Source organism: Alphaproteobacteria bacterium (assembly GCA_025210155.1).
Classification (GTDB): Bacteria; Pseudomonadota; Alphaproteobacteria; order Rs-D84; family CASDRH01; genus JAOASE01.
The window spans coordinates 1-12,121 of record JAOASE010000009.1; the positions used below are offsets into that span (position 1 = coordinate 1).

The 12,121-nt window shown below is 30.6% G+C and carries 10 protein-coding genes, 1 tRNA gene and 1 rRNA gene; 7 read left to right on the forward strand and 5 right to left on the reverse strand.

Going from position 1 to position 12,121, the window contains the following annotated elements:
* The first annotated feature begins 252 nt into the window (after positions 1-252).
* Positions 253-1,860 carry a UDP-N-acetylmuramoyl-L-alanyl-D-glutamate--2,6-diaminopimelate ligase gene (locus N4A44_03445; GenBank protein MCT4552696.1) on the forward strand — a complete coding sequence of 536 codons (1,608 nt, stop codon included), beginning with the start codon at positions 253-255 and terminating at the stop codon, positions 1,858-1,860.
* A 48-nt stretch (positions 1,861-1,908) separates the two neighbouring features.
* Here N4A44_03445 and N4A44_03450 read toward each other — a convergent pair whose 3' ends face one another.
* The 3 genes from N4A44_03450 to N4A44_03460 all read right to left on the reverse strand — a co-directional run bounded on the left by N4A44_03450 (position 1,909) and on the right by N4A44_03460 (position 4,602).
* Entirely contained in the window at positions 1,909-2,178 is a 270-nt protein-coding gene (locus tag N4A44_03450) for a hypothetical protein (protein ID MCT4552697.1), read from the reverse strand.
* Positions 2,179-2,306: 128 nt separating this feature from the next.
* On the reverse strand, positions 2,307-2,846 hold the full coding sequence (gene lspA / locus N4A44_03455; GenBank protein ID MCT4552698.1) for a signal peptidase II: 540 nt from the start codon (positions 2,844-2,846) through the stop codon (positions 2,307-2,309).
* Position 2,847: 1 nt separating this feature from the next.
* Positions 2,848-4,602, reverse strand: a complete 1,755-nt coding sequence (locus N4A44_03460) for a cation:proton antiporter (protein MCT4552699.1) — start codon at positions 4,600-4,602, stop codon at positions 2,848-2,850.
* Positions 4,603-4,925: 323 nt separating this feature from the next.
* On the opposite strand from N4A44_03460, the gene N4A44_03465 reads away from it, so the two are divergent.
* The 4 genes from N4A44_03465 (at position 4,926) to N4A44_03480 (ending at position 8,776) form a co-directional block, all read left to right on the forward strand.
* Positions 4,926-4,999: transfer RNA gene (locus N4A44_03465), tRNA-Gly, on the forward strand.
* A 210-nt stretch (positions 5,000-5,209) separates the two neighbouring features.
* Positions 5,210-6,391: an elongation factor Tu gene (gene tuf / locus N4A44_03470; protein ID MCT4552700.1), complete on the forward strand. Its 1,182-nt coding sequence runs from the start codon at positions 5,210-5,212 to the stop codon at positions 6,389-6,391.
* 413 nt (positions 6,392-6,804) lie between these two features.
* A complete protein-coding gene (locus N4A44_03475; GenBank protein ID MCT4552701.1) occupies positions 6,805-7,623 on the forward strand; it encodes a TIGR00282 family metallophosphoesterase in 819 nt (272 codons plus the stop codon).
* Positions 7,624-7,642: 19 nt separating this feature from the next.
* A complete protein-coding gene (locus N4A44_03480) occupies positions 7,643-8,776 on the forward strand; it encodes an AAA family ATPase (protein ID MCT4552702.1) in 1,134 nt (377 codons plus the stop codon).
* On the opposite strand, the gene N4A44_03485 is transcribed toward N4A44_03480, so the two are convergent.
* Positions 8,768-9,286 (reverse strand): helix-turn-helix domain-containing protein, encoded by a 519-nt coding sequence (locus N4A44_03485; GenBank protein MCT4552703.1) that lies wholly within the window; start codon positions 9,284-9,286, stop codon positions 8,768-8,770. The two genes, N4A44_03480 and N4A44_03485, sit on opposite strands and share 9 nt — an antisense overlap.
* A 192-nt stretch (positions 9,287-9,478) precedes the next feature.
* Here N4A44_03485 and N4A44_03490 point away from each other — a divergent pair, with 192 nt between their 5' ends.
* Positions 9,479-9,844, forward strand: a complete 366-nt coding sequence (locus N4A44_03490) for a helix-turn-helix domain-containing protein (protein MCT4552704.1) — start codon at positions 9,479-9,481, stop codon at positions 9,842-9,844.
* An 85-nt stretch (positions 9,845-9,929) separates the two neighbouring features.
* On the opposite strand, the gene N4A44_03495 is transcribed toward N4A44_03490, so the two are convergent.
* A complete protein-coding gene (locus tag N4A44_03495; protein ID MCT4552705.1) occupies positions 9,930-10,793 on the reverse strand; it encodes a porin family protein in 864 nt (287 codons plus the stop codon).
* A 1,182-nt stretch (positions 10,794-11,975) separates the two neighbouring features.
* Between N4A44_03495 and N4A44_03500 the strand changes: the two genes are divergently transcribed.
* Positions 11,976-12,121 (forward strand): 16S ribosomal RNA (locus tag N4A44_03500); the annotation flags it as partial.

Consider the following 12,121-nt stretch of genomic DNA (forward strand, 5'->3'; position numbering starts at 1 on the left):
GAACCAACGACCTTCAGGTTATGAGCCTGACGAGCTACCGGGCTGCTCTACCCCGCGTCATTATAAAACTTTTTATTCTCTCATTGAGAATGTATGGGTATTTTAACTATTTGTATTGTAAAGTCAAGGCTTTTATTAATTTATAGTCTTTTGAGCTATTTTTTCAAGGCTTGCTTTATATTTTTATAGAATTGTTATTTGTGCTATGTTATAATTTTTTAGTGGAAATTTATTGAATGAAAGGAATTAATTGTGAAGAAATTATTAGATCTATTAAATGTTTTGGAAAGTTACTTTATTTATAAAAATGATGATGTTTTGTCTTCTGTTAGTATAGCTGGAATAGCTATAGATTCTAGGGAAGATGTTGAGGGGAAGTTATTTGTAGCTGAAAAAGGTTTTAAGTTTGATGGTGTTAAATTTGTTGAGGGTGCTATAAAGGATGGTGCCGTTGCGGTTATAGTTCAAGAAGGCTCCGAAGAAAAATTAGTTAAAGAAGCTATAGAATTAATAGAGAATAAAAAAGTTCCTTTGATTGTTGTTCCTAATACTTCTATTGCAGTTTCTGAAATTTGTAATGAGTTTTATGATGTAAAGCCTAAATATATTTGTGGGATAACAGGTACTAATGGTAAGACAACAATTGTTGATTTCACTAGGCAAATTTGGAGTGAGTTGGGAGTTAAAGCGGCTTCTATGGGAACTATTGGTTTGCAAGTTTCTTTTGATTCGCCAAAGATTCGTGAGCTTATTGAGTTTGTAGATGGTAAAGGTTTGACTACTTTAGATGTGGTTTCAACGCATTATGTTTTATCTGAATTAAAGAAGGAGGGCGTTGATTATGTAGCAATGGAGACTTCTTCTAATGGATTGGAGCAAAGAAGGTGTGATTTGCCTTTTGTGGCAGGAGGTTTTTCTTCTTTTGAAATAGATCATTTAGATTTCCATGATGGTATAGAAGGTTACTTTTCTTCTAAGAAAATTTTATTCAATCATCTTATTGTTGATGGTGGTTTTGCTGTAGTTAATAATGATATGAATGATTTTGCAGGAATCTCTGTTGTTGAAGATTTGATTAAGGTTTCTAAAGAAAGAGGCTTAAATCTTGTTAGGTATGGAAAAACTGGTGAAGATGTAAAGATTCTTTTTGAAGAAGTTAGAGATGGTAAGATTTATTCAGCTATTTCATTTTTTGGAAAAGAATTTGATTTGGTGTTTCCTATGAATAATCATTATATGTTTTTATCTGCATTGAATGCTGCAATATTTGCTTATGCTACTTTAGGAAAGGGGAGGCTAGATGATATAGTTTTCGCTTTGGAAAATTTAAAAGATGTTAATGGCAGATTTGAATTTGTTGGAAATGCTAAGAGCGGTGCTAGTATTTATGTTGATTATGCTCATAATGGTGAGGCTATAAGAAATATTTTACAGGAGGCTAAGGATAAGGTTGCTGGTGAAAATGGAAAGGTTATTTCTGTTATAGGTGGTGCTGGTGAAAAGCCTAAGGAAAGATTGCAAGAGCTGGCGAAGTATTCAGTTGAATATTCAGATGTTGCAGTTCTTACAACAGATTCTCCTAGAAGCGAAAATCCTAATGATATAGTTAAAAAGATGTTGGAAATTTCTCCGTCGGCTGTTGGTATTATTAATAGAATAGTTGCTGTTGGTAAGGCCATAGAATTATCAGGTAATGATGATGTAATTGTTATTTGTGGTAAAGGTCATGAGAAAACTATATCTTTAGCTGGTAAGGATTATTATATTTCTGATAAGCAAATAGTTGAGTATTTGTTGGAAGGTAAGGCTGATGATAATTTGAAAGCTGAGATGGAAGAATATAACTCTGTTATAGGTTAAAATGAAAAAGGAGCTGATTAGCTCCTTTTATTTTATATATTGTATTAGTTATTTAGCTTTAATTAAACTGATAACTAGGGCGCTTATTGCGAAACATCCTGAGATTACGCAAACCATATTTAGACCAGAAACTCTTAATTGTCTTAGTAAAGTTTCTATACTAAATGGCGTTAATAAGCTGTATCCGAATATTACTAAACCAACAGCTATGATGCTGATAAGAGGTTTGTGTGAATATTCATTTTTTCTTATTATATTTAAAGATAAATATGCCGCCGCTAGGAAGCATAGAAGGGGAATTAACCACATTGGTAGCATTTTAATTTCTCCTTTGTTTTGTTTAATTTTATGAGGTTTTGGATAATAAAAAATCCACAACCTCCATTTTGTTCAAATGTATGTTATGGATTTATGATAATATATTTATTGCCATTAAGGCAAGAAAATTATTTTTCAATATTATCTTTTTTAATTATTTGTCTTGTTACAAGAATTCCGATACCGATAACTATAAGCATGTCGGCAATATTGAATGATGGCCAATGGTGCCCATATGCATGGAAGTCTAAGAAATCAACTACTGCTCCGAAACGAAGTCTGTCTATTGCGTTTCCTAATGCTCCACTTATTGCTAATGCTATTAAGATTCTATTTGTTTTATTTTTTTCTTCTTTAAAGATTAAAACTAAAAATATAGTTATAACTATACTCATGAAAAATAGTAACCATCTTCCAAGTTCAGAGTGATTTGTTAGCATAGAAAATGAGACGCCTTTGTTGAATACTAAGCTAAGATTAAAAAAGCTAGTGATTGGAGGTTGAAATAGAATTCCGTCTGGAGATATTGAGTTTGGATCTCCAGTTAACATCCATAATCCAGTTGCTTTTGAAACCATATATGTTTTTGTTAAAGCATCAATTATTATTCCAATAATTATTATTGTTATATATAGTTTATATTTTTTTAAAAATTCTAAAGTTTTCATTTTATGCTTTCTTAATTTTTGTTAAATTTATATCGTGTCTTTTCATTTCTTTTTCTATTTCTTTTTCAGAAAGACCGATAATGTGATTTAGTTTTTTGTAATTATCTGTTTTTAGATTACTAATCATTTCGTGGATTATATCTTTATCAACGCCTAACATATTTAGAATAGAACTGCCCATTTGTAAAGAAGATTCTGTTGTTTCAGGAATCGCTTCAGTTGCCCCATGGTGTTTTAAGATGTGGCTATCTAAATGGTTTTTTGCCCTAGCGTATATTTTTAGATTAGGGAAGTTCTCTTTTAATATTTGAACACAGTGTCTTATTTCTTTTGTTCCACTTAATGCTACGATTGCTATTTTTGCAGAGTGGGCTCCAACGGCTTCTAGAACTTCAGGAGATGCAGTGTCTCCGAAGTATATTGGTTTATCTAATTTTTTGGCTTTATGAACGACGTCTGGGTCAGTGTCTAGACCGGTATATGTTATATTCATTTCTTCAAGCATTTTCGAAATAGTCATACCAACTCTTCCGTATCCTAATAATATTACATCTGCTGAATGGCTGTTAGGTTTAATATCTTCTAAACTCTTATCTTTCATAGATAGTTTATCTATTATGGTTTTTGTTATTTTAAATATTATTGGAGTTAGGAACATAGACATAGATACTATTAATATTAATAGATGTGAGTCATATACGTTTATTATTTTGGCATCTGGTTTGCTAGCAAGGCTAAGAACAACAAGTGCGAATTCTCCAACTTGGGATAGTATTATAGATGTTTGTAAGCTGTTTTTTCTATTAATGTTAAAGCATTTGCAAACAAGATAAATCATTACGAATTTTATAAGCATTATTGCTGTAAGCATTTTTAAAATGCTATTTAAGTTACTATTTATAATTGCAAAATCTACTCCCATACCAATACTTATAAAGAAAAATCCAAGTAGAAGAAGTTTGAAAGGTTCTATATTATTTTGTACTTGATGTCTGAAGTTAGATTCTGACATCATTATTCCAGCAATGAAACCTCCCATAGCCATAGGAAGTCCAATTAGATTTGTCATCCAAGCTAGAAATAATACTAATGTTAAGCATACTGCAGAGAACGCTTCTCTTGATTTTGTTTTAGCAACGAAGTGTAATATTTTTCCCATTAGGAATTTACCAAATATTATTGTGGCAAATACAGCTATTATTGGAAGTATATTACTTGTTATAGATGTGGGGTTGTTAGATGTTGCAGATGATAATATAGGTATTAGAGCTAGAATTGGTATAGCCATAATATCTTGGAATAGAAGTATTGAAAGAGCTTTTTGTCCATATGATTTTTCTATATCTTTGCTTTCGTTTAGAATTTGCAAATCTATTGCAGTTGAAGAAAGTGAAAGGGCTAGTCCCAATAGGATAGAAGCCTCTATTGAGAAACCAATTAATATTGCAAGTGTTCCAAAAATTATTGAAAGAGATAGAACTTGAAGCCCTCCTAGTCCGAAAACCCATTTTCTATAGTTCCAAAGTTTTGAAGGTTTCATTTCAACACCTATTAGGAATAGTAGAAATATAATTCCGAATTCACCTAGTAGTTCGATGGTGTGTTGATCATTTACTAATCCCATACCAAATGGACCAACTATCATACCAGATATTAGGAATCCAAGAATGGTTCCGAATCCTAAAAGTTTTGCTATAGATATAGATACAACTACACATATTAATATTATTAGTAGTAGTGAAATTAAAAGTTCCATACTTTACTCCATCTTTTTCACATAAACTTGTGAAATTTAAAATAATAATTTTGCAGTTATTTATTTTTTATAAACTCCTTTAAAATTAATTTTATTTCACAACTTTCTGAAGAAAAATCTGAATAAAGATTTTATTGTGTTAAAGATAGTTTTAAAAAGGTTTATTTATAAAAGTTCCCTGCTTTATTTCTCTAAGTTTTATTATAGCAAAAAAAATAGATTTTTCATTAAAAAAAAGCTTGATTTTTCTTTTTTTGTGAAATATACTCTCGCATATGCAAGTCCGCATTTCTAGGAATGTTGGGTTGTATGATATGTATGTTGCGGGTGTAGCTTAGTGGTAAAGCTCCAGCCTTCCAAGCTGATTACGAGGGTTCGATTCCCTTCACCCGCTCCATTAAATTTAACCACCTTCGCTAAGGTTTTGGCAGCTTTCATTTTTGTATAACAAAATTTTTTTCGAAAGTATGTCTGGATAAAAGAAATTTTAGCAAGGAGGCTTCCACCGAAGCTTTTGCGAAGGTGGGAAAAAGAAATATTTGGTGGATGTTTTTAAATTACATTCATTATAAGAAAACTTTAACCCATTATATTAAGGAGACTAAAAATGGCTAAAGAAAAATTTGAGAGAGGTTTACCTCACGTAAATATCGGTACTATCGGTCACGTGGATCACGGTAAAACTACTACAACTGCTGCTATCGTTAAATACTTCAACCCTGATTCAGGTATGACTATCGACAAAATCGACGGTGCTCCAGAAGAAAGAACTAGAGGTATCACAATCAATACAGCTCACGTTGAATACCAAACTGAAACTAGACACTATGCTCACGTTGACTGTCCAGGTCACGCCGACTATGTTAAAAACATGATCACTGGTGCTGCACAAATGGACGGAGCTATCTTAGTAGTATCTGCTGCTGATGGTCCAATGCCTCAAACTAGAGAGCACATCCTACTAGCAAGACAAGTTGGTTTATCTAGCATGGTTGTTTTCTTAAACAAAGTAGACCAAGTTGAAGATGAAGAATTACTAGAATTAGTTGAAATGGAAATCAGAGAACTATTATCTTCTTACGAATTTGATGGTGACAACGTAACAATCGTTAGAGGTTCTGCGTTAGCTGCTGTTGAAGGTAATAAACCTGAAATTGGTGAAGAAGCTATTAAAGCATTAATGGCAGCTGTGGATAAAGATATCCCAACTCCAGCTAGACCAACTGACAAACCATTCCTAATGCCAATTGAAGATGTATTCTCTATTACTGGTAGAGGTACTGTTGTTACTGGTAGAATTGAAACTGGTGTTCTTAACGTGAACGAAGAAGTTGAAATCATTGGTCTTAAAGACACTGTTAAAACTACTGTAACTGGTATTGAAATGTTCAGAAAGCTTCTTGATAAAGGTGAAGCTGGTGATAACGCTGGTGTTCTTTTAAGAGGTATTAAAAAAGAAGATGTTGAAAGAGGTCAAGTATTAGCTCTACCTGGTTCAATCACTCCTCATACTGAATTTGAATGTGAATGCTATATCTTAACTAAAGATGAAGGTGGAAGACACACTCCTTTCTTCTCTAACTATAGACCACAATTCTATTTCAGAACTACTGACGTTACTGGTGAAGTTGTACTTCCTGCAGGAACTGAAATGGTAATGCCTGGTGATAACATCAAAATGACTGTTAAACTAATTGCTCCAATCGCTATGGACGAAGGTCTAAGATTTGCGATCAGAGAAGGTGGTAGAACTGTTGGTGCTGGTGTTGTAGCTAAGATTATCAAATAGTTCGATCAGTTTATAGATTGAATAAGACTCCTCGATTTATCGGGGAGTTTTTTTATTGAAATGTTTTTGAAATAAGTTAAGCTTTTATTTATTAATAATTTTAAATATTTATATGACATGAAAATGTTTATTAGGTTTTTATTTATATTTTTAATGATTTCCTCTCTCTCTTTATTATTTTTATTTTTGGAAAGAGGTGAGATTATTTTTAATGAAAGGAAAGTTTTATGTCCTGGGTTTGGAATTCCTTTTATTATATCTATTTTTCTTGCACCTTTTGTGAAAGGAGAGATTGATGCTTTTAAGGATATAGATGTTTAATTTTAGCAGATCTTTGATAGGTTTGCTTTTTCTTTACTTTTTGTAAGTCATGAAATATAATTCTTCTATAAAAATAAATTGAAAGGTTTTTTATGAAAGTTTTAGTTCTTGGAGATGTGTTTGGTGAGGCTGGTAGAAATGCAGTTGTTGAAAAACTACCAATTTTAAAAGCTAGGTATAAACCTAATTTTATTATAGTTAATGCAGAAAATGCGACTCATGGAAGAGTTGTTTCAGCAAAACATGCTAAAGAAATTTTTAGAGCAGGGGCAAATGTTATAACTTTAGGAGATAAGGTTTGGGATTATCAAGCTGATATTGATTATTTTAAATCTCAAAAAAATATAGTTAGGCCATTTAATTTAGATAGTGAAAAATTAAATGAAGATATAAAGATTTTTAATATTGGATCTAAAAAAATTGCAGTATTGAGTTTTTTAGGTAAGACATTTATGGAAACTGAGCGAAGAAAAATGACATCTCCTTATAAGAAGATGGATAAAATTTTGGAAGAATTGGTTTTAGGAAAAGACGCAGATGCTATAATTGTTGACTTTCATGCAGAAGCTTCTTCTGAAAAATTATGTTTTGCTTTTAAATATGATGGTAAAATTTCTGCTGTTTATGGGACGCATACTCATATACCAACGGCAGATAAGAGAATTTTAAAAGATGGAACTGGTTATATTACTGATATAGGAATGTGTGGAGTTCAAAATTCTGCCATAGGAATGGATGTTGAAGCTGGTATTCAATTTATGCAAAAAAATTATGGTGATATTGATAAAAGAATTTTTGCCCATCCATCTAAGGCAGAAGCGGGTGAATTATCTGGTGTTGTTTTTGAAATTGATGATTCAACAGGAAAAACTATTAATATTGAGCAAATTTTGCCTAAGTCATTTAAATAAGTAATTATAGGTTTTTGATTTGAAAAAGGTTGAAGTCGGAAAAATAGTTTTAAATAATTTTAGATCTTATTCTTCTTTTAAGGAGGATTTTTCTGATTGTAAGAATGTTGTTATTTATGGGAAGAATGGAGTTGGTAAAACTAATATTTTAGAGGCTGTTTCTTTTCTTTCTATTGGAAGTGGCGTTAGGAAATCTAAGTTTATAGATGTTGGTAATGTTAATTTTGAGAAAAAATCAGATAGTGATTCTGATAGTTGGACTGTTTTTTCGGAAATTGACTTTGATGGAGATACTGTGAAGATAGGTACATCTTACCCTTATTTAGGTTCTAAAAAATCAAAAGGTAGAATTTTTTCTGTTGATGGAAGTAAATTGTCAGTTCATTCAGATATACTGGATTATGTTAGGGTTGTATCTTTAGTTCCTTGGATGGATAGAATTTTTCAAGATTCTAGTTCTGATAGGAGAAAGTTTTTTGATGGATTTATAGAGCAGTTTTATAGATTTCATAACTCTTTGTTGGTTGATTATAATAATATGATGAAGCAAAGAACTAAATTATTGAAAAAGAAAAAATGGGATAAAGATTTAATTCTGATTCTTGAGAGGGGTATGGTTGAGAAGGCTATAGCTATAGCGGCTAATAGAATTTCTTATGTTGCAAAAATAAATAAACTATTGGAGAGTGTTGATGGATTACCATCTGTTAAGATTGTTTTGAATGGTTTGGTAGAAAATTATTTAGAGGATAATTCTGCAGCAGATGCTGAAGACATGTTTTTAGAAAAATTATTGAAAAATAGAGATGAGTTTAGAGATTCTTATTCTCCTTTTGTCCCTGGAATTCATAGGACGGATTTTTCAGCATTTAATTTAGATAAAAATATTAGTGTTGATTTAACTTCTACAGGAGAACAAAAGTTAGTTGTAGTTTCTATTGTGTTGAAGAATATAGATTTGATTAAATTAAATTTTGATGTTTGTCCTGTTGTATTAATAGATGAGGCTGTTGCTCATTTGGATTCTGAAAAGAAAAAGTATTTTTTTGAAATGCTTCAATCTAGTGATTGTCAATGTTTTTATACTGGTGTGTCTAAAGAGTTTTTTGAGGATTTGGATACAAAAAAAACTAAATTTTTATATTTAGTTTAATTCGTTTTCCAGTGTTATCTCTATCATCTTATTTATATTTTCTTTATCTTGAGTTATATTTAAGATGTTTTTTGTTTTATTAATTGTTTTTTCTTTAATATCTTTGGGAGGTTCTAGGTTTAAATTTTTATATTTTTCCAATGTTTTGGAATATAATTCGGCAAATGTCTCTAAAAGTAGGTCGTTTGTTGAAAAATTCTTTTCTTCAATGTTTTCATTTATTTCTTTTCCTATCATTTCGCCTTTGTTCATTAAAAGCCAGTTACTATTGATGTTAAAATCTTTTATTATTTGTTGTAAGGTGTTTGTCGCGGCGTTTTGTTTTCCTGATTCGTAGTTTTGAAGAGTGCTTTTTGATATATTAAGTATTTTAGCAAACTCTTCTTGAGTTTTTCTAATTTGTTTTCTTGCGAATCTTATTCTCCTTCCAAGCATCCAATTTTCTTCTCTAATAAGGCCATTTTTTATTTGAAATTTTATCGAGCTATTCATTTTGTATAAATCTAACATCTTAATTCTCTTTTATTTTGTAAAAACGCTTAAAAAATTGTATTTTAATCTTGAAAAAGCATAAAATATTGTGTATTATGGTTTTGTTGGGACTAAAATATGTATTATTTTATGTAATTTTAGTACTTTCAGGTTGTTTTGTCCATATAAAAATGTTTATTGAGGGTTGTTTTTGTTGGAAAGGGGTTGAAAATGGTTAATTTTACAGAGAGTGAATTTGATATATCTGTTGGGAGAAGGATTCGTTTTTATAGAAATGCGCTATCTTTATCTCAAAAGGATCTAGCAGGTAGGTTGGGAATATCGTATCAGCAGTATCAGAAGTATGAATCTGGTAGAAATAAAGTTTCAATTTCTAGGTTGATTGAGATTTGTGAAGTTTATAATATATCTCCAGATAAGTTTTTGGCTGGTGTTTTGGGTTCGTTTGATGGTGATTCGTCTTTAAAAGATTCGTTTTATAATTCTGAAAGTGTTAAGTTGTTGTCTCTTTATTATAATTACGATCCTAGATTGAGATCTAAAATTATAGATTTTTTGGAAGCTTTTGTTAAATAGAATAGAAAAAAAGAGCTCGGAGAGAGTGAGCTCTTTTTAACCTATCTAGAAACAAAACAATAGATAAGGTTATTTCGTTTCTATATTAGAATCTATATCTTATACCAATTTCTAATTTTTGAGATACTAATTCGGCTTCTTGTTCAATAACTTCAGTTCTTGTACCTGCTGTGTATCCTTCGTCTACCCAAGAATGGTTTCCAAGGTTTGAATATGTAAAGTTACCGAATACTTCGAATTTTTCATCAATTTTTATATTACTACCAACTTTTACTTCCCAAGCAAAATTTGTAGTTTCTTCAGTATTCGAAGTCCAAGTTCTTCCAGTAGACTCTAAGTTTGATTTATTTTCTATTTGAGCCATACCAATACCAGCTCCTAAGAATATATTAAAATCATTTGTTCCAAATATATCTCTTTCTACGCTGATCATATATTGATTTGCGCTAGTTTCGAAGCTTTCTTCCATTGCAGGAGATGAATTGTCTAGGTCAAAGCTATCTTGTATAGTGTAGCTTAACTCAAATCTAGTAGTGTCAGTAACATAACTACCGATAGCAAGTCTTATACTAGCTCCAGTACTTTTTGCTTTTAAAGCTTGGTTCGAAGCATCAGTTGTAGTGCTTGGTATTGAGCTTACATCTGTGATCATTACTTCTCTATCTTGATTTTTAAGTTCAGCTGAACCTAAAGATAGCGATACATAATTTTTACCAGCAGATTTTTCGCTTTTTCTATAGCTTCTATATCTGTTGCTGTAATCGTTTCTGTATGATTTTTTATAAGCAACTTCTATTGGAGTAGATTTTTTTTCTACTAGGCCATAGTAATATTTTGTTTTGTAACCAGATATTTCTGATTGATCCATTGCATTAGCAACATTTGTTTGCGTTAATACAACTCCAGTTGAAATTATACCAACTAATAACTTGTAATTTAATTTTTTCATTTTATTAATCCTTATTTTTATTATTTTGTTTCTTTGGATAATCTAATCTTAGTTGACATATATTTATTTGTCAAGAAAAAATGTCAAGAAATTGAGTTTTGCTTCTAGGATCTTTGTATTTCTGCGGTTTTTGTATGGATAAAAATAAAAATTATTGATTATTGGGTGATTCGTTTTTTTTTTATATTTGCTGATTCGTTTCTTGTAAATTAAATATTTGGGTTTGTTTTGACTGATTCGCTTTTGTTTAGTATGTAAATAGTTCGAATATTATTAATATATAATATATAAAGAGTTTTTTTTGATTCGTTTTTTTATTTAAAGGGTGTTTTATAAGAATAATTATTGTGGGATATTGCCCTTATATATATAAGGTGTAATATTTTTGATAGTTTAGATGGTATTTTGTGGTTAAAATTTCTTTAATTGATTCTCTTTTTGTGGTTTTAAGGTGAGCTTTTTATTTAAAAATGATTCGTTTTTCCCAGTTTTCTTAGGAATTGGAGGCTTCGTTAAAAAATAAATCATTTTTTTTGATAGAAAAGAATTGAGTAAAAACAGGGGCTTGGACCTTTTAATATTATTTTTTATAAAAAAAGTTGGAAAAAGGTATTGACTTTTAATTTTTTAGGATTATATTTCTTTTCATCTGATGTTGACAAGGGATGGAAACTAAAGATCACAAAGCATTCTAGCTTTTAGATCTGGGTTTTAGAAGTGAACCTCTCGGGCATAAAAAATCATTTTTTATATATAGTAAATATGTTTGTTGAAAGTTAATTTATAGAACTTAATTTTTTCTAAAAAAAATAAAAAAAAGTTCTTGACTTCTAATTTTTAATAAATATAATGTATCTCACCTTGAGCAGCGAGGTTGGGGTGCTAAAATTTGAGTTTTTTAAGTTGTTGTTTTAATGACAATTTTAGGAACTTAAATCTTAATAGATTTGGTTTTGAAAGACATCGTATATTTCGAAATAAAAGGGATATGTAGGCGGTATAGAGATTATAAAAAATTGAACCACTGCATATTCAATTGAGATTAACTTTGATGAAAAGTTAATCAATGACAAACTTAGGTAAGTACATAATATTAAAAAAAATGTTCTTGTTAATCTAAGTTTTAATCACTTTATTATAAGTAAAAATGAGTAATGCAGGATTGGTTATCGAGTTTATTATTAACTTGAGAGTTTGATCCTGGCTCAGAACGAACGCTGGCGGCAGGTTTTAGGCATGCAAGTCGAACGAGAAAGTTCCTTCGGGAGCGGGTAGAGTGGCGCACGGGTGAGTAACGCGTGGGAAATTACCTAGTAGTGGGGGATAAC

Bases quoted from the DNA above. Each gene is read 5' to 3' on its own strand.
- N4A44_03450 (MCT4552697.1), bottom strand. From the start codon at position 2,178: ATGCTACCAATGTGGTTAATTCCCCTTCTATGCTTCCTAGCGGCGGCA.
- lspA (MCT4552698.1), bottom strand. From the start codon at position 2,846: ATGAAAACTTTAGAATTTTTAAAAAAATATAAACTATATATAACAATA.
- N4A44_03460 (MCT4552699.1), bottom strand. From the start codon at position 4,602: ATGGAACTTTTAATTTCACTACTACTAATAATATTAATATGTGTAGTT.
- tuf (MCT4552700.1), top strand. From the start codon at position 5,210: ATGGCTAAAGAAAAATTTGAGAGAGGTTTACCTCACGTAAATATCGGT.
- N4A44_03475 (MCT4552701.1), top strand. From the start codon at position 6,805: ATGAAAGTTTTAGTTCTTGGAGATGTGTTTGGTGAGGCTGGTAGAAAT.
- N4A44_03485 (MCT4552703.1), bottom strand. From the start codon at position 9,286: ATGTTAGATTTATACAAAATGAATAGCTCGATAAAATTTCAAATAAAA.
- N4A44_03490 (MCT4552704.1), top strand. From the start codon at position 9,479: ATGGTTAATTTTACAGAGAGTGAATTTGATATATCTGTTGGGAGAAGG.
- N4A44_03495 (MCT4552705.1), bottom strand. From the start codon at position 10,793: ATGAAAAAATTAAATTACAAGTTATTAGTTGGTATAATTTCAACTGGA.